The sequence below is a fragment of the Bradyrhizobium sp. AZCC 2289 genome, assembly GCF_036924615.1.
In the GTDB taxonomy this organism is placed as follows: domain Bacteria; phylum Pseudomonadota; class Alphaproteobacteria; order Rhizobiales; family Xanthobacteraceae; genus Bradyrhizobium.
Window position 1 is genome coordinate 4,175,600 of sequence record NZ_JAZHRY010000001.1, and the last position, 21,349, is coordinate 4,196,948.

General features: G+C 63.5%; 19 protein-coding genes. 13 read left to right on the plus strand and 6 right to left on the minus strand.

Translation table 11 applies throughout. From position 1 onward, the window contains the following. Positions 1 to 75: 75 nt before the first annotated feature. Positions 76 to 1,158: a DUF2336 domain-containing protein gene (locus V1289_RS19860; RefSeq protein WP_334398459.1), complete on the minus strand. Its 1,083-nt coding sequence runs from the start codon at positions 1,156 to 1,158 to the stop codon at positions 76 to 78. 335 nt (positions 1,159 to 1,493) lie between these two features. Here V1289_RS19860 and rimP point away from each other — a divergent pair, with 335 nt between their 5' ends. The 11 genes from rimP (at position 1,494) to V1289_RS19915 (ending at position 14,239) form a co-directional block, all read left to right on the plus strand. Then, positions 1,494 to 2,258 carry a ribosome maturation factor RimP gene (rimP, locus tag V1289_RS19865; RefSeq protein ID WP_334398460.1) on the plus strand — a complete coding sequence of 255 codons (765 nt, stop codon included), beginning with the start codon at positions 1,494 to 1,496 and terminating at the stop codon, positions 2,256 to 2,258. A 3-nt stretch (positions 2,259 to 2,261) separates the two neighbouring features. After that, complete coding sequence (gene nusA / locus V1289_RS19870) at positions 2,262 to 3,875, plus strand: transcription termination factor NusA (RefSeq protein WP_334398461.1); 1,614 nt, start codon at positions 2,262 to 2,264, stop codon at positions 3,873 to 3,875. 15 nt (positions 3,876 to 3,890) lie between these two features. After that, positions 3,891 to 4,571: an RNA-binding protein gene (locus V1289_RS19875; RefSeq protein WP_334398462.1), complete on the plus strand. Its 681-nt coding sequence runs from the start codon at positions 3,891 to 3,893 to the stop codon at positions 4,569 to 4,571. Positions 4,572 to 4,634: 63 nt separating this feature from the next. Then, positions 4,635 to 7,271, plus strand: coding sequence for a translation initiation factor IF-2 (infB, locus tag V1289_RS19880; protein ID WP_334398463.1), 2,637 nt, complete (start codon positions 4,635 to 4,637; stop codon positions 7,269 to 7,271). A gap of 147 nt (positions 7,272 to 7,418) precedes the next feature. Then, a complete protein-coding gene (gene rbfA, locus V1289_RS19885; protein ID WP_309180782.1) occupies positions 7,419 to 7,832 on the plus strand; it encodes a 30S ribosome-binding factor RbfA in 414 nt (137 codons plus the stop codon). Continuing rightward, the gene (gene truB / locus V1289_RS19890; RefSeq protein ID WP_334398465.1) at positions 7,832 to 8,944 is read left to right on the plus strand and encodes a tRNA pseudouridine(55) synthase TruB; all 1,113 of its coding nucleotides are present in this window, start codon (positions 7,832 to 7,834) and stop codon (positions 8,942 to 8,944) included. The genes rbfA and truB overlap by 1 nt, the downstream gene beginning before the upstream one ends. A gap of 2 nt (positions 8,945 to 8,946) precedes the next feature. Beyond that, positions 8,947 to 9,216 (plus strand): 30S ribosomal protein S15, encoded by a 270-nt coding sequence (rpsO, locus tag V1289_RS19895; protein WP_074272228.1) that lies wholly within the window; start codon positions 8,947 to 8,949, stop codon positions 9,214 to 9,216. Positions 9,217 to 9,566: 350 nt separating this feature from the next. Then, positions 9,567 to 11,726 (plus strand): polyribonucleotide nucleotidyltransferase, encoded by a 2,160-nt coding sequence (gene pnp / locus V1289_RS19900; protein ID WP_074272226.1) that lies wholly within the window; start codon positions 9,567 to 9,569, stop codon positions 11,724 to 11,726. A 224-nt stretch (positions 11,727 to 11,950) separates the two neighbouring features. Next, positions 11,951 to 12,415 carry a GNAT family N-acetyltransferase gene (locus tag V1289_RS19905; RefSeq protein WP_334398466.1) on the plus strand — a complete coding sequence of 155 codons (465 nt, stop codon included), beginning with the start codon at positions 11,951 to 11,953 and terminating at the stop codon, positions 12,413 to 12,415. Then, a complete protein-coding gene (locus V1289_RS19910) occupies positions 12,412 to 13,008 on the plus strand; it encodes a glutathione S-transferase family protein (protein WP_334398468.1) in 597 nt (198 codons plus the stop codon). The genes V1289_RS19905 and V1289_RS19910 overlap by 4 nt, the downstream gene beginning before the upstream one ends. Positions 13,009 to 13,084: 76 nt before the next feature. Further along, positions 13,085 to 14,239, plus strand: coding sequence for an IS110 family transposase (locus tag V1289_RS19915; protein WP_334398367.1), 1,155 nt, complete (start codon positions 13,085 to 13,087; stop codon positions 14,237 to 14,239). 451 nt (positions 14,240 to 14,690) lie between these two features. Here V1289_RS19915 and fabI read toward each other — a convergent pair whose 3' ends face one another. The 3 genes from fabI to fabA all read right to left on the minus strand — a co-directional run bounded on the left by fabI (position 14,691) and on the right by fabA (position 17,431). Next, positions 14,691 to 15,491, minus strand: a complete 801-nt coding sequence (gene fabI / locus V1289_RS19920; RefSeq protein WP_334398469.1) for an enoyl-ACP reductase FabI — start codon at positions 15,489 to 15,491, stop codon at positions 14,691 to 14,693. A 135-nt stretch (positions 15,492 to 15,626) separates the two neighbouring features. Continuing rightward, entirely contained in the window at positions 15,627 to 16,850 is a 1,224-nt protein-coding gene (fabB, locus tag V1289_RS19925) for a beta-ketoacyl-ACP synthase I (RefSeq protein WP_334398470.1), read from the minus strand. Between the two features lie 59 nt (positions 16,851 to 16,909). Next, a complete protein-coding gene (fabA, locus tag V1289_RS19930; RefSeq protein WP_334398471.1) occupies positions 16,910 to 17,431 on the minus strand; it encodes a 3-hydroxyacyl-[acyl-carrier-protein] dehydratase FabA in 522 nt (173 codons plus the stop codon). A 330-nt stretch (positions 17,432 to 17,761) separates the two neighbouring features. Between fabA and irrA the strand changes: the two genes are divergently transcribed. Continuing rightward, on the plus strand, positions 17,762 to 18,253 hold the full coding sequence (irrA, locus tag V1289_RS19935; protein ID WP_334398472.1) for an iron response transcriptional regulator IrrA: 492 nt from the start codon (positions 17,762 to 17,764) through the stop codon (positions 18,251 to 18,253). Positions 18,254 to 18,405: 152 nt separating this feature from the next. On the opposite strand, the gene V1289_RS19940 is transcribed toward irrA, so the two are convergent. Next, on the minus strand, positions 18,406 to 18,933 hold the full coding sequence (locus V1289_RS19940) for an SH3 domain-containing protein (protein ID WP_309180790.1): 528 nt from the start codon (positions 18,931 to 18,933) through the stop codon (positions 18,406 to 18,408). A gap of 404 nt (positions 18,934 to 19,337) precedes the next feature. Between V1289_RS19940 and V1289_RS19945 the strand changes: the two genes are divergently transcribed. Further along, positions 19,338 to 20,339 (plus strand): 2-hydroxyacid dehydrogenase, encoded by a 1,002-nt coding sequence (locus tag V1289_RS19945; RefSeq protein ID WP_334398473.1) that lies wholly within the window; start codon positions 19,338 to 19,340, stop codon positions 20,337 to 20,339. Between the two features lie 194 nt (positions 20,340 to 20,533). On the opposite strand, the gene V1289_RS19950 is transcribed toward V1289_RS19945, so the two are convergent. Then, positions 20,534 to 21,334: a HesA/MoeB/ThiF family protein gene (locus V1289_RS19950; RefSeq protein ID WP_334398474.1), complete on the minus strand. Its 801-nt coding sequence runs from the start codon at positions 21,332 to 21,334 to the stop codon at positions 20,534 to 20,536. Positions 21,335 to 21,349 lie beyond the last annotated feature (15 nt).

Here is a 21,349-nt window from a genome sequence, read left to right on the forward strand (position 1 = left end):
TCTGGTGCTCGCGCACCATCCCGGAATGACGCCGTAGCACTATTGCTTCGCTCCGCTCGCAATGACGGTCGAAATTCACCCCGACGGGCGGAGCTTCCAGAAGCCGACGACGCGCTCGGCGGTCGACGGCATCAGGCGCGCGAAATTCACGCGCGCGCTTTCGATGTCGGCCGGCGACGCCACCCGGTTCGGGCCCAGCCGAAGCAGGATCAGCGCACGCACGGTCGCCCATTCGAGGCCGACCGCCTTGCCGGCGATCAGGATCGGATCGTAGCGTTCGCCGGCAATCAGGCGGTCCAGCGTTGCGATTTTCACGCCGGTCATGGCGGAGAGCGCCGCAACCGATTCCTCGTATTTGTAGGATTTGGCAAAGCCGAGCAGCGCGCTCTCGTTCAGTTCGCCGGCCCGGTGCAGCGCCAGCACCGTGCGCTGGGCCGGCGCGAAATCGCGCTGGCTCTCGACCCGCTCGGTTAAGCCTGAGATTTCGCTCATCGCCCGCTTGATCGCCGATTGTCTTGCGGGCTTGACCACATCGAACAGACGGCGGCGAACGACATCGATCGAACCGGCCAGCAGATCCTTCAATTGCTCGGCCGACAGATCGTCGCGCTGACCGACCGCAAGCGTCAGCACGCCGTCCTGGCCGGCGCGCTTGATCAGCGTCGAATAGCCCGATGACGAGAACTGTGCACCGGCATTGCGTGCCGCGCGCCGGACGACGTCGCGGTCGCCGCGGCGCACGATGACGTCGGTGAGATCGGGCGAAAGCGCCGGCCGCTCCGACATCGCCAGCAGATGGCCCTGGCCCTTTGCCGCCGCGATTTCGATCAGCACCTGCTCAGTGATGACGGGCGATCGGCGCAGCAACGGCCCCGCGATCGCGATTTCGTCCTCGTGCGCGAGTTGTCCGACCAGCCCGCGCGGCGCGTTGGCAAGCAGCGACAGCCGCTCGGCCAGATCGGCGCGCGCCGCGAATTCGGCGTGCGGGACCAGACTGGTCAGGACACCGTCGAACAGATCGACGTGATCGGCGCGGAAAGTCGCTGCGCCCTGCAGGAACAGCTCGCTGATCCGGCGCGCGGCATCGGCGCGGCGTTTGGGGTCGCCTCCTCGGACGATCTCGTCGAGTCCGGGGATCAGCGTGGTCGCTGTTGTCATAAACCTACCTAAACCGGCCGCATTGGCTGGTTTTGCGGCAATCTAGGCGGGGTAGGTGAATGAAGGGTTAGGTTTGCATCGCTTCGCAGGTGATGTAAAATCGCTCTTAACGGGGTCCCGGGCCTTGCCGGATTGCGGGAAAACCGCTATATCCGCGGCAACTTATCGTTCTCATACGATCGCGTATTGAGAGTGGGCCCCCCCGGACCCGCTCTTTTTTATTACCTGAACGAGCCCAGCCCGGAACGGGTGGCAGGCCCGGTTCAGGGAACCGGCCGGATCGCAGTGAAGGCCCGGCTTCAACCCATGCACGTAAGACGCTTTTGACCCTGGATATGACCGATCCAACTACTGGTTCCGTGGACCTAGACCTGCTTGCCGAGCCTCGTCTCGTGGTCGAGCCGGGCTTGGCTGCGCGCGTGTCGGCGGTCGCCGGTCCGGTGCTGCAGGCCATGGGCTACCGGCTGGTCCGGATCAAGATATCCGCCGAATCCGGCTGCACGGTCCAGATCATGGCGGAACGGCCCGACGGAACCATGCAGATCGAGGATTGCGAGGCGATTTCGCGGGCGCTGTCGCCGGTGCTCGACGTCGCCGATCCGATCGAGAAGGCCTATCGGCTGGAGATCTCGTCGCCGGGCATCGATCGCCCGCTGGTGCGGCGTACGGATTTCGAGCGCTATGCCGGCCATCTGGTGAAGGTCGAGATGGCGGTCGCCCATCAGGACCGCAAGCGGTTCCGCGGCATCCTCGCAGGTGTCGAGGGCGACGCGGTGCGGCTGCATCGCGATGACCCGCGCGCGGACGAAGATGCCGATGTGCTGCTGGTGATGGAAGACATCGCCGATGCGAGACTGGTGCTGACCGACGAGCTGGTCGCGGAATCGATGCGGCGCGGCAAGGCAGCCGAGCGCGAGCTCAAGCAGAATCTCGGGCTGGCGCCGCCGCCCCCGCCGCATGCGAAGAAAAGCGACCCGGCGAAAAGCAACAAGCCGAAGCCGAAATTGCCGAAGAAGCCGTTGCCGAAGAATACCAAGAAACACCGCCTCGCCGCGCAAGGATTGCCCGGCGGCGAATTCGATCCCAGCGAAGGAGACTGAGCCATGGCAGCTGTCAGCGCCAACAAACTTGAACTGCTGCAGATCGCGGACGCGGTCGCCCGCGAAAAATCGATCGACCGCGGCATCGTGATCGCGGCGATGGAAGACGCCATCGCCAAGGCGGCCCGCGCCCGTTACGGCAGCGAGACCGACGTTCACGCCGAAATCGACGCCAAGAAGGGCGAGCTCCGGCTGTCGCGCCACATGCTGGTGGTCGACGTCGTCGAGAACTCGTCGAACCAGATTTCGCTGGCGGACGCGCAGCGCGCCAATCCGGGCGCCCAGGTCGGCGACACCATCGCCGATACGCTGCCGCCGCTGGAATATGGCCGCATCGCCGCGCAATCCGCCAAGCAGGTGATCGTGCAGAAGGTGCGCGAGGCCGAGCGCGACCGGCAATACCAGGAATTCAAGGACCGCATCGGCGACATCGTCAACGGCATCGTCAAGCGCGTCGAATATGGCAGCGTGATCGTCGATCTCGGCCGTGGCGAAGCCATCGTGCGCCGCGACGAGATGCTGCCGCGCGAGGTGTTCCGCAACGGCGACCGCGTCCGCGCCTATATTTTCGACGTCCGCCGTGAAACCCGCGGGCCGCAGATCTTCCTGTCGCGCACCCATCCGCAATTCATGGCCAAACTGTTTGCGCAGGAGGTGCCGGAAATCTATGACGGCATCGTCGAGATCAAGGCGGTGGCCCGCGATCCCGGCTCGCGCGCGAAAATCGGGGTGATTTCGCGGGATTCCTCGGTCGATCCGGTTGGCGCCTGCGTCGGCATGCGCGGCTCGCGCGTGCAGGCCGTGGTCAATGAATTGCAGGGCGAGAAGATCGACATCATCCCGTGGTCGCCCGACATCGCGACCTTTGTCGTCAACGCGCTGGCGCCCGCCGAAGTCGCCAAGGTCGTGATCGACGAAGAGCGCGAGCGGATCGAAGTGGTGGTGCCCGATACCAATAACCAGCTGTCGCTGGCGATCGGCCGCCGGGGCCAGAACGTGCGCCTCGCCTCGCAGCTGACCGGGTGGGACATCGACATCCTCACCGAGCAGGAAGAATCCGAGCGCCGCCAGGCCGATTTCGAGAACTCGACGCGGGTGTTCATGGAAGCGCTCAATGTCGACGAGGTGGTCGGCCAATTGCTGGCGTCGGAAGGCTTTACCTCGGTCGAGGAACTCGCACTGGTCGACATCAAGGAGTTGGCCGGCATCGAGGGTTTTGACGACGAAACCGCCAACGAACTGCAGAACAGGGCGAAAGAATACCTGGAACAGCTCGAAACCGAGCTGGAAAACAAACGCAAGGAGCTCGGTGTGGACGACGCTTTGAAGACGGTGCCCGGCGTGACCTCGAAGATGCTGGTGAAGTTCGGCGAGAACGACATCAAGACCGTCGAGGATCTGGCCGGCTGCGCCACCGACGATCTGGTCGGATGGACCGAGCGCAAGGAAGGCGGCGAGCCGACCAAGCATCCCGGCATTCTCGACGCCAACGACATCTCGCGCGACGACGCGGAAGCCATGATCATGCAGGCCCGCGTCATTGCCGGCTGGATCACCGAGGCCGACCTCGCCAAGCAGTCCGAGGCGGCGGAAGCCCCCGAAGACCTGACGGCGTAAGGAGATGACCCGCGCATGCTTGCCGTGGCTGACCCCGATCTCGACAATGGACCGCGGACCGACAGGTCCGCGACCATGCGGATGTGCGCGGTCACCCGCGAGATGCGCGGAATCGACGAACTGATCCGGTTCGTGGTCGCCCCGACGGGCGAGGTGATCCCGGATTTGAAGCGAAAACTCCCCGGCCGCGGCCTGTGGGTTTCGGCCTCGCGCCGGACCGTTGCGGAAGCGGTGCGGCGTCACCAGTTTAGCAAGGGTTTCAAGCGCGACGTTCGCGCCGCGCCGAGCCTTCCCGCGGACACCGAAATTTTGCTGATTCGCGGCGTCACCGAGGCGCTGGCCATGGCCGCCAAGGCCGGTCAGGTCGTCGCCGGTTTTGCCAAGGTCGAGGGCCTGCTCGCGCAAGGGGCGGCCCAGGCCCTGATCCACGCTTCCGACGGCGCGGCCGACGGAATCCGCAAATTGGACGCGATCGTGCGTCAAAAGGCCGGAAATATTGCTGAATCGCCGGATTTTCCGATCGTCAATGTTTTGACCTCGGCAGAATTGGATTTGGCACTGGGCCGGTCAAATGTGATACATGCTGCCCTGCTCGCGGGCCCGGCGAGCAAGACGTTCCTGTCGCGCTGCCAGATCCTGGTCCGATACCGGATGGCCGATGACGACAAGACCGAAGGTAGCGGCCAGAAATTCTGACTAACAAGACTTGCTTCAACGACTGTGCGGATACGCACAAGCAAACGAGATTAGGACTGCTGAATGGTTGATACCAAAACGCCTGGCGACAAGACTTTGAGTGTCCCGACCAAGACCTTGACGCTCAAGCCGCGCGTCGAGACGGGCACCGTACGCCAGAGCTTCAGCCATGGCCGGACCAAGCAGGTCGTGGTCGAAAAGCGCGGCAAGCGCCGCGTCGGCGGCGACGGGCCCGCAACGGAAGCGCATGCGCCCGAGCCGGTGGTCGCCAAGGCGGCGCCGCCGAAAGCCCCGCTCGCCCGCCCGTCAGCTCCGGTTGCGCCGCGCGGCGGTTCGGGCGTGGTACTGCGTACCCTGACTGAGGATGAGCGTTCCGCGCGCGCCAGTGCACTGGCCGACGCCAGGGTCCGCGACATCGAGGAACGGCGGCTGGCCGAGGAAGAAGCCAAGCGCCGCTCGAGCAAGGAAGGCATCGAACAGGCCGAACGCGAGGCCGCCGAAGCGCGCCGCAAGGCCGAGGAAGAACGTCACCGGCAGGAAGAGGAAGCCAAACGCAAGGCCGAACTCGAGGCCAAAAAGCGCTTTGGCGAGGCCGAGGCCAAGCCGGCGGCCAGCACCGCCGCCACGGCGGCGCGGCCCGCGGCCCGTCCGGCCACGACGGCTGCAACGCCGCCGGCGCGCGCCCCCGGCGTCGCCGCCGACGCCTCCGACGAGGATGAAGGCCCGCGCCAGGTTCGCCGTGGCCCCGGCGGCGCGATGCGCCCCGCGGTGCCGCCGAAGACAACCCAGAAGCCTGGACCGCAAAAGGAACGCGGCCGCCTGACGCTGGTCACCGCGCTCAATGCCGATGACGTCCGCGAGCGTTCGATCGCCTCGTTCCGTCGCCGCACCCAGCGCCTGAAGGGGCACGCCGCCAACGAGCCGAAGGAAAAGCTGATCCGCGAAGTGGTGATCCCGGAAGCCATCAACATCCAGGAACTCGCCAACCGCATGTCGGAACGCGCGGTCGACGTCATCCGCCTCTTGATGAAGCAGGGCGCGATGCACAAGATCACCGACGTGATCGACGCCGACACCGCGCAGCTGATCGCCGAGGAAATGGGCCACACCGTCAAGCGCGTGGCCGCCTCCGACGTCGAAGAAGGCCTGTTCGATGCGGTCGACGACTCCGGCGATACCGAACCGCGGTCGCCGGTCGTCACCGTGATGGGCCATGTCGATCACGGCAAGACCTCGCTGCTCGACGCGCTCCGTCACGCCAATGTGGTCTCCGGCGAAGCCGGCGGCATCACCCAGCATATCGGCGCCTATCAGGTGACCTCGCCGGAAAGCGGCAAGAAGATCACCTTCATCGACACCCCCGGCCACGCCGCGTTCACCGCGATGCGCGCGCGCGGCGCCAAGGTCACCGACATCGTAATCCTGGTGGTCGCCGCCGATGACGGCGTCATGCCGCAGACCATCGAGGCGATCAACCACGCCAAGGCGGCGAAGGTTCCGATGATCATCGCGATCAACAAGATCGACAAGCCCGACGCCAAGCCGGAGCGCGTGCGCACCGAATTGCTGCAGCACGAGGTTCAGGTCGAATCGTTCGGCGGCGACGTCGTCGACGTCGAGGTTTCCGCCAAGAACAAGACCAATCTCGACAAGCTCCTGGAAATGATCGCGCTGCAGGCCGAATTGCTCGACCTCAAGACCAATGCGTCACGTCCCGCCGAAGGCACCGTGATCGAGGCCAAGCTCGATCGCGGCCGCGGCCCGGTCGCGACCGTGCTGGTGCAGCGCGGCACGCTGCGCGTCGGCGATATCATCGTGGCCGGCGCCGAAATGGGCCGCGTCCGCGCCCTCATCAACGACCAGGGCGACACCATCGACGAGGCCGGACCTTCGGTGCCGGTCGAAGTGCTCGGCTTCAACGGCCCGCCGGAAGCCGGCGACCGTCTGGCCGTGGTCGAGAACGAAGCCCGCGCCCGCCAGGTCACGAGCTATCGCGCCCACCAGAAGCGCGAAAACGCCGCTGCCTCGATTTCCGGCATGCGCGGCTCGCTCGAACAGATGATGTCGCAGCTCAAGACCTCGGGCCGCAAGGATTTCCCGCTGATCGTCAAGGCCGATGTGCAGGGCTCGCTGGAAGCCATTCTCGGCTCGCTGGAAAAGCTCGGCACCGACGAAGTCGCCGCCCGCATCCTGCATGCCGGCGTCGGCGGCATCTCGGAATCCGACGTCACGCTGGCGGAAGGCTTCAACGCCGCCATCATCGGCTTCTCGGTCCGCGCCAACAAGGAAGCGGCGGCCGCGGCCAAGCGCAACGGCATCGAGATCCGCTACTACAACATCATCTACGATCTCGTCGACGACATCAAAAAGGCGATGTCCGGCCTGCTCGCGCCGACGCTGCGCGAAACCATGCTGGGCAATGCGCAGATCCTGGAAGTGTTCAACATATCCAAGGTCGGCAAGGTCGCCGGCTGCCGCGTCACCGACGGCACCGTGGAACGCGGCGCCAATGTGCGCCTGATTCGCGACAACGTCGTCGTGCACGAGGGCAAGCTCTCGACGCTGAAGCGCTTCAAGGACGAAGTGAAGGAAGTGCAGTCCGGCCAGGAATGCGGCATGGCTTTCGAGAATTACGGCGACATGCGCGTCGGCGATGTTATCGAGTGTTATCGCGTCGAAACCATCCAGCGCTCTCTGTAAGTCCAAGTCTTACAGAGCGCCTGGGATTTTCAATCTGAACCGGCGTGCCCCGCGAAGGCGGGGCATCTACTAGTCAGCGAACTGATTTTGGTCAGGGATACTGGATCACCCGCTTTTGCGGGTGATGAAGACATTGGGATTTTGAGAATGCCCCGCCATCACCAGAAAAGTTCCGCCCCCGGCGGCTCGCAACGTCAGTTGCGCGTCGGCGAGACCGTACGCCACGCCGTCGCCGATATTCTGTCGCAGGGTAGCGTCCACGATCCCGATCTTGAAGGCCACATCATCACCGTTCCCGAGGTGCGAATGTCGCCGGACCTGAAGCTCGCAACGGTTTACGTGATGCCGCTCGGCGGACGCGACACCGATGTCGTGATCGCCGCCCTCGAGCGCCACAAGAAGTATTTGCGCGGCGAGATCGCGCACCGCGTTAACCTGAAATTTTCCCCTGATATTCGCTTCCGCGTCGACGAGCGATTCGACGAAGCGGAACGAATAGAGAAATTACTGCGAACACCTGCGGTGCAAAAAGACCTCGCACCCGATTCGGACGACAAGTGATGATCGTGACCACCGCAAACAGCGTGATCGAGCAGCCGAATGCTGAATCGAGCGACGTCCAGAAAAATATTTTTCAGGAACCGCGCAGCGATGAGCAGCAGCGGCGCGGCAACAACGACCCGCGCCAGAAGCAGCCGCGGCAGAACAATCAGCCGCGCCGCGACAAACGCGACGTCCATGGCTGGGTGGTGCTCGACAAGCCGATCGGCATGACCTCGACGCACGCGGTCGCGGTGTTGAAGCGGCTGTTTTCCGCCAAGCGCGCCGGCCACGCCGGCACCCTCGATCCGCTCGCCTCTGGCGGCTTGCCGATTGCGCTCGGCGAGGCCACCAAGACGGTTCCCTTCGTGATGGACGGCCGCAAGCGCTACCGCTTCACGGTGGCCTGGGGCGAGGAACGCGATACCGACGACACCGAAGGAAGGGTGACCCAGACCAGCGATGTCAGGCCCTCCGCCGAGGCGATCCGGGACCTGCTGCCGCGATTCACCGGCCTGATCGAGCAGATCCCGCCGCAATATTCGGCGATCAAGGTCCAGGGCGAGCGCGCCTACGATCTGGCGCGGGACGGCGAGACCGTGGAATTGAAGCCGCGGCCGGTCGAGATTCACCAATTAACCCTTGTCGAACATGGCGATAACGGCCAGTCCGTGTTCGAGGCCGAGTGCGGAAAAGGTACCTATGTAAGGGCGCTGGCCCGCGATATCGGCCGGATTCTGGGCTGTTTCGGCCATATCTGCGCGTTGCGGCGGACCCTGGTCGGTCCGTTTACCGAACGAGACATGATTCCGCTGGAACAGTTGGAGGCTTTGTGCAATAGAGCCGCGTCGGGCGAGGGCAGCCTCGCCGACGCGCTATTGCCCGTTGAGACCGCGCTGGACGACATCCCGGCACTGGCCGTCACACGGGCTGATGCGGCAAGGCTCCACCGGGGTCAGGCCGTTTTGTTGCGCGGACGGGATGCGCCCAATAGTAGCGGCACAGTCTATGTCACGGTGGCAGGCCGGCTTCTGGCCCTCGCCGAAATTGGCAATGGCGAACTCATCCCCAAGCGCGTGTTCAACCTGACCGGACTGACTGCCAGTTCGGCTCGCAACAATGGAAGTGTTTGACGATGTCGATTACCGCAGAACGCAAAGCGGAAGTCATCAAGACGAATGCCAACAAGGCCGGCGACACCGGCTCGCCCGAGGTTCAGGTCGCGATCCTGTCGGAACGCATCAACAACCTCACCGGACATTTCAAGTCCCACGTGAAAGACAATCATTCACGCCGTGGTCTTTTGAAAATGGTCGCAACACGCCGTTCCCTGCTCGATTACATCAAGCGGAAGGACGAGGCGCGTTACAAGGCCTTGCTCGAAAAGCACAACATTCGTCGCTGATACCCTGGTTCACGCGCGCTTCTGGCGCGCGTTTTCGCATGATTTTCCGCAAAGCCGGACTTTCGATTTTCGAAAGACGATCATGTGCAAGAGCACGATTTACGGAAAAGCGGATCCCGGTTTTCCGAAAAGATCGCGCTCAAACATAGACGTCCAGCAGCAATCCGGCCGCTGGGCATAACGGGCAAGGTGCCCGTACGACCGAGAGGATGGCCGCCATCCGAAATATAAAGACCATGGCAGGATCGCCGGATGCTGATCTCGTATTGCGATCAGCGTCCCGCAATCTTGCGCATGGTCTTTGTGCTTCAGGCGTTCGTTCTTTCGCGAACCCATGAAAGAAGACCACAATGTTTAACTCTCATTCAGTCGAGATCGACTGGGGTGGCCGTCCCCTCAAGCTCGAAACCGGAAAGATCGCCCGTCAGGCCGACGGCGCGGTTCTGGCAACCTATGGCGAGACCATCGTGCTCGCCACCGTCGTCGCCGCGAAAAATCCGCGCGAAGGCGTCGACTTCCTGCCGCTGACCGTCGACTATCAGGAAAAGACCTACGCCGCGGGCCGCATTCCGGGCGGCTATTTCAAGCGCGAGGGACGTCCGACCGAAAAGGAGACGCTGGTCTCCCGCCTGATCGACCGCCCGATCCGTCCGCTGTTCGTCGACGGCTGGCGCAACGAAACCCAGGTGATCGTCACCGTGCTGTCGCACGACATGGAAAACGATCCCGATATCGTCGCATTGGTCGCCGCTTCCGCGGCGCTGACGATTTCCGGCGCCCCCTTCAAGGGCCCGATCGGCGCTGCCCGCGTCGGCTTCGCCAACGACGAATATGTGCTCAACCCGACGCTCGACGAAATGCTCGAGACCCAGCTTGATCTGGTCGTCGCCGGCACCGCCGACGCCGTGCTGATGGTGGAATCGGAAGCCAAGGAACTCAACGAAGACATCATGCTCGGCGCCGTGATGTTCGGCCACCGCCACTTCCAGCCGGTGATCAAGGCGATCATCGAACTGGCCGAGAAGGCCGCCAAGGAGCCGCGCGAAGTCAAGATCGTCGACGAAAGCGCGCTGGAGAAGGAAATTCTCGGCCTGATCGAGCAGGACCTGCGCGCCGCCTACGCGATCCCGGTCAAGCAGGACCGCTACGCCGCGGTCGGCAAGGCCAAGGAAAAGGTGATGGCACACTACTTCCCGGAAGGGCAGGAGCCGAAATACGACAAGCTGCGCATCGCCGGCGTGTTCAAGGAACTGGAAGCCAAGATCGTCCGCTGGAACATCCTCGATACCGGCAAGCGCATCGACGGCCGCGATTCCAAGACGGTGCGCAACATCGTCGCCGAAGTCGGCGTGCTGCCCCGTGCCCACGGTTCGGCGCTGTTCACCCGCGGTGAAACCCAGGCGATGGTCGTGACCACCCTCGGCACCGGTGAGGACGAGCAGTATATCGACGCGCTGTCGGGAACCTACAAAGAGACGTTCCTGCTGCACTACAACTTCCCTCCCTACTCGGTCGGTGAAACCGGACGTCTCGGCGGCACCAAGCGGCGTGAAATCGGCCACGGCAAGCTCGCCTGGCGCGCGATCCATCCCGTTCTGCCGCCGCACCACGAATTCCCCTACACGGTGCGCGTGGTCTCGGAGATCACCGAGTCGAACGGATCGTCGTCGATGGCTTCGGTCTGCGGCGCTTCGCTGGCGCTGATGGATGCCGGCGTTCCCCTGAAGCGGCCGACCGCGGGCATCGCGATGGGCCTGATCCTGGAAGGTTCGCGCTTTGCGGTTCTGTCCGACATTCTCGGCGACGAGGATCATCTCGGCGACATGGACTTCAAGGTCGCCGGCACCGACCAGGGCATCACCTCGCTGCAGATGGACATCAAGATCGAGGGCATCACCGAAGAGATCATGAAGGTCGCCCTCGGCCAGGCCAAGGATGGGCGTATCCACATCCTCGGCGAAATGTCGAAGGCGCTGACCAATGCCCGTGCCGAGCTCGGCGAATACGCGCCGCGCATCGAGACCTTCAAGATCGCCACCGACAAGATCCGTGAAGTGATCGGCACCGGCGGCAAGGTGATCCGCGAGATCGTCGAGAAGACCGGCGCCAAGGTCAACATCGAGGACGACGGCACCGTCAAGGTCGCCTCCAACGACGGTGAGGCGATGAAGGCCGCGATCAAGTGGATCAAGTCGATCGCCTCCGATCCGGAGATCGGCCAGATCTACGAGGGCACCGTGGTCAAGGTGATGGAGTTCGGCGCCTTCGTGAACTTCTTCGGCGCCAAGGACGGCCTGGTCCACATCAGCCAGCTCGCGTCCAGCCGCGTGCAGAAGACATCCGACGTCGTCAAGGAAGGCGACAAGGTCAAGGTCAAGCTGCTCGGCTTCGACGATCGCGGCAAGACGCGGCTGTCGATGAAGGTGGTCGATCAGGCCACCGGCGAGGACCTCGAGGCCAAGCAGAAGGCCGCGGAAGCCTCGGCACCCCGTGAAGCCGCCGGCGAGTAAGTTTCGCTAGCGTGAGAATAACGGAGGGCGGCCGAAAGGCCGCCCTTTTTGTTTGGGCGCAGTGCATCGGCACCCACAACTGTCATCATCCGCGAAAGCGGATGATCCAGTATTCCAGAGACAGAAGTGATCGACCGAGAAGCCGCGGCGTACTGGATACCCGCTTTCGCGGGTATGACGACTGTTGGTAGAGTAGCTTTCCGCGATTTGGATGAGAGATGACAATGCCCACGCCAACCATCCGCCCCGCCCGCGCCGACGAATATGACGAGGTCGCGTGCGTCTGGATGAACAGCTGGGTTTCGACCGGGCTCGAAGATGCCAGCAATTTCCTGCTGGCGAAATTGCGGGCGCGCGTGCCGCAGGAGATCGAGAAGGGCTGGAGCCTCTACGTCGCCGACGACAATGGGACGCTGGCGGCGATGCTGGCCCTGCACCTGGGCGACCGCTATCTCGACCAGCTCTTCGTCGCGCCGGAATATCAGGGCCAAAATCTCGGGCGGCAATTGCTGGCCTTCACGCGAAAACATCTGCCCGATGAAATCTGGCTGCGCTGTGTGCGCGGAAACGAAAAGGCCTGGCGCTGGTACGAGCGCGAAGGCTTTGTGTTCGAGAAGGAACAGGTCGAGCCGATGACGGGATTTGCCATGAAATATTATCGATGGAAGAAAGAAGGAATCGCACCATGATGCAGCTCTACTGGTCGCCCCGCTCCCGCTCGTTCTCTTCGCTGTGGCTGATGGAAGAGACCGGACAGCCCTATGAGCGCGTGCTGACCGACATCTCCACCGGCGCGCAGAAAAGGATCGAATATCTCGCAATCAATCCGATGGGGAAGGTGCCGGCGCTGAAAGACGGCGACGCCACGCTCGCGGAATCGGCAGCGATCTGCGCCTATGTCGCCGAGCGCTATCCCGAAGCGAAACTGGCGCCGCCACTCGGCGATCCCCTGCGCGCAAAGTATCTGTACTGGCTGTTCTTCGGCCCCGGCTGCATCGAGCCCGCGATGGTGCAGCTTGCGACCAAGATCGAGATGAACCCGGTCGCGGCCGGCTGGGGTGACGCGCAGCGGGTGATCGACGTGCTCGACAACGCGCTGCAGAAGGGACCGTGGATCCTCGGCGAAAACTTTTCGGCTGCGGATATCGTGATCGGCTCGGGGCTGAATTTCGCGGTCCGGCTGTTCAAGATGATCCCGGCGCGGCCGTCGTTCGACGCCTATATCGCACGCTGCATGGCGCGGCCCGCGTTCCAGCGCGCGGAAAAGATCGCGGCGGGGTGATCCGTAGATTCCATGTGGCGATGGGCGTGCATCCGCTAGGTTTGGGTTTCCACACTCGAACCCGCGGAGACGTCAGATGCAAGCATCCCACGTAAGCACGCCCATCAAGAGCAATGTTAGCACGATTTTTGTAGCGATCGAACTGAGCCAGAGGAGTTGGCTAGTGACGATGCACTGCCCGGACAAGGATAAGATATCCCACCATAAGCTGGAGGGCGGCGATCATGTCGGCTTGCTGACGCTGATCGAGCGGATGCGTGAGCGGGCAGCGCGAACGCTGGGAGCGGTCCCGGCGGTGGTGAGTTGCTATGAGGCGGGCTACGACGGGTTTTGGCTGCATCGGCTTCTGATGGCGGCGGGGATCACGAACCACGTGTTCGACCCTGCGAGTATTGCAGTGGATCAGCGGGCGCGGCGGGTGAAGACCGACCGGATCGATGGCGAGAAGATGCTGCGCACGCTGATGGCGTACCTGCGCGGCGAGCCGCGGGTGGTGCGGATCGTGCGGGTGCCGACCCCCGAGCAGGAGGACGCCCGCCGCGCCAGCCGCGAACGCGGCCGGCTGACCAAGGAACAGACGGCTCACACCACCCGGATCAAGGCGCTGCTGCGGCTGTTGGGCATGGCGGTGGGGAACCCGCGCCGACACGACTGGCTGACCTGGCTGGTGAAGCAGCGGGACTGGCAAGGCCAGGCGGTACCGCCGCAGATCATGGCCGAGATCAAGCGCGAACACGCGCGGCTGATGCTGGTGCGCGAGCAGCTTGATGCGCTGGCGCAGGCTCCGGCGGATCTGACCTCAGCGGCGGCTCAGATGGCACAGCGCAGCGAACTCTTGCTCCGGCTCAAAAGCCTCGGCCCGGCGTTCACAACGACGCTGACCAACGAGGTGTTCTACAAGGACTTTCGCAATCGGCGTGAGGTCGCGAGCTATTTCGGACTAACGCCCAGTCCATGGCAGAGCGGCGGGATCGATCGCGACCAAGGGATCAGCAAGGCGGGCAACCCGCGCGCCCGTTGCGCCGCGATCGAGATGGCCTGGCTGTGGCTGCGACATCAGCCGGACAGCAAACTCACCCAGGAGTATCGGCGACGCACACTCAATGCCAGCAAGCGCATCAAGCGCGTCGCCATCGTGGCCTTGGCGCGCAAGCTGATCGTGGCGCTCTGGCACTATCTCACAACCGGCCTTGTACCCGAGGGAGCGATGCTCAAGACGGCAGAGGTCTAAACTTTCAACCAACGCGTCGGCGTCGCGGCATCTGCCGCGGTCAGCGCGGGATGGATGGTGACCGTGCCACCCTTGGGCCAAAAACAGGCTGTTTCGTAGATGGGTCTCATCCTCATGGCTTCCTCGCCGCAAGTATGCGGAATGTGGGTACGGGCCAAAGCGGTCCGACCGGATATGAGGTGATGCAGTGAGCTGCTGCATAAATCGCCGGAAGCCAGTCCCTGAGCGCCTCGACCGCGGCGGCACGCTGCGCTACGCATGGCTCCGCGCGCCGCCTCTACGCCGAACACCAAAAATTAAACCCGAGCCTCCGGCGCGACGCTTGACTCAAAAGGCCTCATATGAGGGTGGGCAAAGGCGCCCTTGCGCCGTGCCCACCATCTCGATCGATTGTTACTCGTTGCGGTGGGCACGCTTCGCTTTGTCCACCCTACGGCCGCGTCGAGCGTTCCTACTCCGCCTTCAAATCTTCCGGCCGCGGCATCGAGATGACGTTGTAGCCGGAATCGACGTAGTGGATCTCGCCGGTAACGCCGCCCGACAACTCGGACAACAAGTAAAGCGCCGAGCCGCCGAGTTCATCCAGCGTCACGCCACGGCCGAGCGGCGAATGTTTTTGCTGGAAAGCAAACATTGCGCGCGCGTCGCCGATGCCGGAGCCCGCCAGCGTGCGGATCGGACCCGCCGAAATCGCATTGATGCGGATCGCGCGCGAGCCGAAATCGGAGGCCAGATAGCGCACGGACGCCTCGAGTGCGGCTTTCGCGACGCCCATCACGTTGTAGTTCGGCATCACGCGGGTCGAGCCGCCAAAGGTCAGCGTGATCATCGCGCCGCCGGTTTCGGGCATCAGTTCGGCCGCGCGCTTCGCAAGCTCGGTGAACGAAAAACAGGAAATCAGCATGCTGCGCGAAAAATTCTCGCGCGAGGTGTCGGCATAACGTCCCTTCAACTCGTTCTTGTCGGCGAAGGCGATGGCGTGGACCAGAAAGTCGAGCTGACCCCATTTCTCGCGCAGCGCCGCGAACACGGCATCGACGCTATCGAGGTCTTCGACATCGCACGGCAATACCGTGTCGACGCCGAGCGATTGCGCCAGCGGCTTGACGCGCTTGCCCAGCGCATCGCCCTGATAGGTGAACGCCAGCTCGGCGCCCTGCGCGTGCAGCGCTTTGGCAATGCCCCAGGCGATCGAATGATCATTGGCGACGCCCGTGATCAGCCCGCGTTTGCCCTTCATCAGGTCCTGCATATTACCGCGCTCCACTCATCCCTGACGTCATCACCCGCGAAAGCGGGTGATCCAGTATCACGAGGCGTTTGTGATGGAACACGAGGGCCGCGGCGTACTGGATGCCCCGCTTTCGCGGGGCATGACAAAAAGATCTCACGCATCCATCCGCTTGAACACCAGCGTGGCGTTGGTGCCGCCGAAGCCGAAGGAATTCGACAGCACGGTGCCGAGCTTGGCATTGTCGATGCGCTTGCGCACGATCGGCATGTCGGCAAACACCGGATCGAGTTCGCTGATGTTGGCGCTCTCGCACACGAAACCGTTGTTCATCATCAAAAGCGAATAGATCGCTTCCTGCACGCCGGTGGCGCCGAGCGAATGGCCGGTCAGTGCCTTGGTCGCCGATATCGGCGGACATTTGTCGCCGGTCCCGAACACTTTCCGGATCGCCTCGATTTCCGGCGGATCGCCGGCGGGCGTCGAGGTCGCGTGCGGATTGATGTAATCGATCTTGGTATCGACGGTGGCCATCGCCATGCGCATGCAGCGCTCGGCGCCTTCGCCCGACGGCGCGACCATGTCGTAACCGTCGGAGGTCGCGCCGTAGCCGACCACTTCGCCGTAAATGCGCGCGCCGCGCGCCTTGGCATGTTCGAGCTCTTCCAGCACGACCACGCCTGCGCCGCCGGCGATCACGAAGCCGTCGCGGCTGACGTCGTAGGGGCGCGAGGCGGTTGCCGGCGTCGCGTTGTATTTCGAGGACATCGCGCCCATGGCGTCGAACAGCACCGACAGCGACCAGTCGAGCTCCTCGCAGCCGCCGGCGAAGATGACGTCCTGCTTGCCGATCTGGATCGTCTCATAGGCATTGCCGATGCAATGGTTCGAGGTCGCGCAGGCCGACGAGATCGAATAGTTCACGCCCTTGATCTTGAACCAGGTGGCGAGCGTGGCGGATGCCGTCGACGACATCGCCTTCGGCACCGCGAACGGTCCGACCCGCTTCGGTCCCTTGGTGCGTGTGACGTCGGCGGCTTCGACGATGGTCCGCGCGGATGGTCCGCCCGAGCCCATGATGATGCCGGTGCGGACGTTGGAAACTTCCGCAGGCTCCAGGCCGGAATCCTGGATCGCCTGCTCCATCGCGATGTGATTCCACGCCGCGCCCTCGCCGAGGAACCGCATCGCGCGCCGGTCGATCACGTCAGCCGGATTGAGCGTCGGCGCGCCCTGCACCTGCGAACGGAAGCCGAGCTCGGCGTATTTTTCCGCGCGGGTAATCCCTGACTTCGCCTCGTGAAGGCTCGCCAGCACTTCCTGGGTGTTATTTCCGATGGACGAGACAATACCCATCCCCGTGATGACAACCCGCCTCATGATCGCCTCGCCCTGCCGTTATGTTTTAGCGTGTGTGTGTTCTAGCGTGATGGTCTTGCTCAAGCCGGGTCGGTGCCCTGCTTGAACAGCCCGACCCTCAGATCCTTCGCGCGATAGATAATCTCGCCATCGGCCGAAAGCCAGCCGTCGGCGATGCCTAACCAGAGCTTTAGGCGCATCACGCGCTTGATATCGATGTTGTACACAATCTTGCGGACGCTCGGCAGCACCTGACCGGCGAGCTTCAACTCGCCGAGGCCTAGCGCACGGCCGCGTCCCTCGCCGCCGGTCCAGCCGAGATAAAAGCCGACCATCTGCCAGAGCGCGTCGAGGCCGAGGCACCCCGGCATGACCGGATCGTTCTTGAAATGGCAGCCGAAGAACCAGAGATCCGGGTTCACGTCGAGTTCAGCCCGAACGATGCCCTTGCCGTATTCCCCGCCGCTCTCGGAAATTTCGCTGATGCGATCGAACATCAGCATCGGCGGCAGCGGCAACTGGGCGTTGCCGGGGCCGAACAGCTCGCCGCGGCCGCACGCCAGCAAATCCTCATATTCATAACCGCCGCGCCGATTCAGCATCGTCTTCAGCCTCTCTAGATGTCCCGATGGAGCGCTTTCGAGCGAACCGGACCTGTTTCCCACGGGAAGACCGCTTCCCGCAAATTGGCGCTACTTAGGGTGCTATCGGCAATCGCCTCTGCCGAAATCGCATATGTGGTCCGCGCGCTCTGTAACATAGGCCTCCGCAGCCGGCAAAGCACCGGAACGGGGTAAATCGCCGCGTCCCACCGGGTTCCTCCTTAACCCTTGGGCCGGTTCTAGTTGCGAAAAACTTGCATCTAACTGGCTTCCTTTCTATATTCGGCAAGAATGTTGCCCAAATTAGCGCGTGCGGTACCCAAAGTAGATATGACCAACCAAATCACGGTTTTGAGCGATGACGCCGTCGATCCGGCAACCCGCAGTGCCGCACATCAGCCGGCGCTGACCGGCTGTCCCTGGCACGACGTCAACGAAATGCTGCAGGCCGCCGGCCTGCGGCCGACCCGTCAGCGCATGGCGCTGGGCTGGCTGCTGTTCGGCAAGGGCGCGCGGCATCTGACCGCGGAAATGCTCTACGAGGAAGCAACCCTGGCCAAGGTTCCGGTGTCGCTCGCCACCGTCTACAACACCCTCAACCAGCTCACCGATGCCGGCCTGCTGCGTCAGGTCAGCGTCGACGGCACCAAGACCTATTTCGACACCAACGTCACCGCGCATCACCACTTCTATCTCGAGAACAATCACGAGCTGGTCGACATTCCGGATCCGCATCTTGTGCTGTCGAAGATGCCGGAAGTGCCTGATGGCTACGAGATCGCCCGCGTCGACATGGTCGTGCGGCTGCGCAGGAAGCGCTGAGCCTCGTCGCCCCGGCGAACGCCGGGACCCATAACCACAAATGTTTGTTGTTTAGCGAAGGCGTCCGCTGTCGCGCCTCATCGATGAATCACGCGGTATGGGTCCCGGCGCCTGATGCGCAATTGCGCATATGGGCCGGGACGACAGCATACTCACTCCACCTTCTCATCGGCGTAAACGCCCCACAGCCGCTGCTGCTCGATCCAGCCGTCAAAGCCATCGCCGGTGACGCGGCACCAGCCGGCCGCGCATTTCTTGACCTGGGCCACGACGCCGGCCTGCAGGCGCGCGGCAACCGCGCTGCCCGGATCGGCACGAGCGTAGAGTGGCGCGAGTTCGTCCTTGGTCTTCATGGTGACGACTGCGGTGCGGCGGCCCGACAGCAACGAATGATAGACCCAGCCTTCGGCGCCTTCGGAATCGCGCACCCGGCGCCAGTTTTCGAACTCGGCGGTGATTTCGACCGGAAGGCCCGAGCGGGTGTAGACCCAGGCGACGTCATTGTCCTTGGTCGGGCCGGCCCTGACATTCACATGATCGGATTTGAGGCTGACGTAACGCGGCACCGGCAGGCCGCTGGTGGTGACGGCCGAATCCTTGGCCGAAAATCCCGTGCTGACGGACGCGCCAAGCCAGCACCCCGCCAGCACCGCGACCAAACAGAAACGCCCCAACGCCATCAACCCGTCTCCTGCCGAGAAACCCTCAACCCGTATTCTTCGGGTTGAACCCGCCTGCCAACGCCTAAAACCCCAGACCCCTGCGTCCGTCCCGGTCGCACCCCGGCATCCCATCCCCGGGGGTTCTTGTCTTGGCCCGGCCTTCTGCTAGAGAGAGCGGAACGGTTGAGACCCAGAACGGCCGAATTTTTCCCCGAACTTTCTCTCGAACCCTGTCTCGAAGTTTTTCCTGGAACCCAAGAAAACGCCAAGACGACGACCGAGAAAACGACCGAGGAAGCCACCCACGTAGAGACCTGGACGCGCGACAATCGCAGTGTCGAACAACCGGGTTAATGAGGTCTGAACGGCGCGGCCTTTGACGAGCTAAAGCCTGGCACGCCGGAGCTTCATGAGAGCAGAACATGTCGGTTAAGAAAAAGCCTCTCGTCGTCGTCACCCGCAAGCTGCCGGACTCGATCGAGACCCGGATGCGCGAGCTGTTCGACGCCAGGCTCAATCTCGACGATACGCCGATGACGCCGGAGCAGATCGCGCAAGCGGTTTGCACCGCCGACGTGCTGGTGCCGACCGTCACCGACGAGATCACCGAAGAGATTCTCAAAGCGCCCGACTGCAAGATCAAGATGATCGCCAATTTCGGCAACGGCGTCGACAATATCGACGTTACCGCAGCGCATGCGCGCGGCATCACCGTGACCAACACGCCGAAGGTGTTGACCGAAGACACCGCCGACATGACCATGGCGCTGATTCTTGCGGTGCCGCGACGGCTGATCGAGGGCGCTACGATCCTGACCGAGGGCAAGAACTGGCCGGGCTGGTCGCCGACCTGGATGCTCGGCCATCGCATCGGCGGCAAGCGCCTCGGCATCGTCGGCATGGGCCGGATCGGCCAGGCGGTGGCGCGGCGGGCGCACGTGTTCGGGCTGCAAATCCACTATCACAACCGCCGTCCGGTCGCGCCGCGCATCGCCGAAGAACTCGGCGCGACCTATTGGGAAAGCCTCGACCAGATGCTGGCGCGGATGGACATCATCTCGGTGAACTGCCCGCACACGCCGGCGACATTCCATCTATTGTCGGCACGGCGGCTGAAACTGATCCGGAAAGAGGCCTATATCGTCAACACCGCGCGCGGCGAAGTGATCGACGAAGACACATTGATCAAGCTGATCGAAGCCGGCGAGATCGGCGGCGCCGCGCTCGACGTCTACGAGAACGAGCCCGCGGTCAGTCCGAAACTGGTGCGGCTGGCGCGTGCCGGCAAGGTGGTGCTGCTGCCGCATATGGGCTCGGCCACGATCGAAGGCCGCGTCGAGATGGGCGAGAAGGTGATCATCAATATCCGCACCTTCCTCGACAATCACAAGCCGCCGGATCGCGTGCTGCCCAGCATGCTGTGAGCCTTCGATCGGTGTTTACGTGTCCCGGACGCGGTGCAGCGTTCTTCACGCTGCGCCGCAGAGCCGGGACCCACGCGCGAGTTGATACGGATGGACCCCGGATCAGCAGCGCATCACGCCGCAAGACATAGCGCGTCGAAGACGCGCGTGAACGCGCTGATGGCGCTGCGCAGCATCCGGGGAACGCCTCACGGCTACCGATACGAACTCAAATCGGTAATCGTCGGCGCATCGCCGTTGAGCGGATTTTGCGGATCGCGCGCATAGCGCAGGGTCTCGAACCGCATCGCGCGGGCGTCGACCATCAGCAATCGCCCGACCAGGCCTTCGCCGAAACCGACGATTTCGCGGATCGCCTCCAGCGCCATCATCGATCCCAGCATGCCTGCCAGCGCGCCCATCACGCCGGCCTCGGCGCAGGCCGGTACCGTGCCCGGCGGCGGCGGTTCGGGGAACAGGCAGCGATAGGTCGGATTGAACTCGCCTTCGGCATTTCGCTCATGGGCGCGGATCGTGGTCAGCGAGCCGTCGAACTGGCCGAGCGCCGCCGTGATCAGCGGCTTGCCGGCGAGGAAACAGGCATCGGAAACCAGATAGCGCGTCTCGAAATTGTCGGAGCCGTCGAGCACCAGGTCGTAGCCGCCGATCAGCGACATCACGTTGCGCGCATCGAGCCTCACCGCGTGCGCCTCGAAATTCACGTGCGGATTGAGCGCATGGATCTGCAGGGCCGCGCTGTCGACCTTGCGCCGTCCGATGTCCGGGGTGGTGTGGATGATCTGGCGCTGCAAATTGGACAATGAGACGATGTCGTCATCGACCACACCGAGCGTACCGACGCCGGCAGCGGCGAGATACATCAGCGCCGGGGCGCCCAATCCGCCGGCGCCGATCACCAGCACGGGCGCTTCCTTCAGCGCGGTCTGGCCGGGGCCGCCGACCTCGCGCAACACGATATGGCGGGCGTAGCGTTCGAGTTCGTCGGCTCTCAGCATCGTCGCATTACTTCC

Coding starts and splice junctions, on each gene's coding strand:
- V1289_RS19860 (WP_334398459.1), bottom strand. CDS start 1,158: ATGACAACAGCGACCACGCTGATCCCCGGACTCGACGAGATCGTCCGA.
- rimP (WP_334398460.1), top strand. CDS start 1,494: ATGACCGATCCAACTACTGGTTCCGTGGACCTAGACCTGCTTGCCGAG.
- nusA (WP_334398461.1), top strand. CDS start 2,262: ATGGCAGCTGTCAGCGCCAACAAACTTGAACTGCTGCAGATCGCGGAC.
- V1289_RS19875 (WP_334398462.1), top strand. CDS start 3,891: ATGCTTGCCGTGGCTGACCCCGATCTCGACAATGGACCGCGGACCGAC.
- infB (WP_334398463.1), top strand. CDS start 4,635: ATGGTTGATACCAAAACGCCTGGCGACAAGACTTTGAGTGTCCCGACC.
- rbfA (WP_309180782.1), top strand. CDS start 7,419: ATGCCCCGCCATCACCAGAAAAGTTCCGCCCCCGGCGGCTCGCAACGT.
- truB (WP_334398465.1), top strand. CDS start 7,832: ATGATCGTGACCACCGCAAACAGCGTGATCGAGCAGCCGAATGCTGAA.
- rpsO (WP_074272228.1), top strand. CDS start 8,947: ATGTCGATTACCGCAGAACGCAAAGCGGAAGTCATCAAGACGAATGCC.
- pnp (WP_074272226.1), top strand. CDS start 9,567: ATGTTTAACTCTCATTCAGTCGAGATCGACTGGGGTGGCCGTCCCCTC.
- V1289_RS19905 (WP_334398466.1), top strand. CDS start 11,951: ATGCCCACGCCAACCATCCGCCCCGCCCGCGCCGACGAATATGACGAG.
- V1289_RS19910 (WP_334398468.1), top strand. CDS start 12,412: ATGATGCAGCTCTACTGGTCGCCCCGCTCCCGCTCGTTCTCTTCGCTG.
- V1289_RS19915 (WP_334398367.1), top strand. CDS start 13,085: ATGCAAGCATCCCACGTAAGCACGCCCATCAAGAGCAATGTTAGCACG.
- fabI (WP_334398469.1), bottom strand. CDS start 15,491: ATGCAGGACCTGATGAAGGGCAAACGCGGGCTGATCACGGGCGTCGCC.
- fabB (WP_334398470.1), bottom strand. CDS start 16,850: ATGAGGCGGGTTGTCATCACGGGGATGGGTATTGTCTCGTCCATCGGA.
- fabA (WP_334398471.1), bottom strand. CDS start 17,431: ATGCTGAATCGGCGCGGCGGTTATGAATATGAGGATTTGCTGGCGTGC.
- irrA (WP_334398472.1), top strand. CDS start 17,762: ATGACCAACCAAATCACGGTTTTGAGCGATGACGCCGTCGATCCGGCA.
- V1289_RS19940 (WP_309180790.1), bottom strand. CDS start 18,933: ATGGCGTTGGGGCGTTTCTGTTTGGTCGCGGTGCTGGCGGGGTGCTGG.
- V1289_RS19945 (WP_334398473.1), top strand. CDS start 19,338: ATGTCGGTTAAGAAAAAGCCTCTCGTCGTCGTCACCCGCAAGCTGCCG.
- V1289_RS19950 (WP_334398474.1), bottom strand. CDS start 21,334: ATGCTGAGAGCCGACGAACTCGAACGCTACGCCCGCCATATCGTGTTG.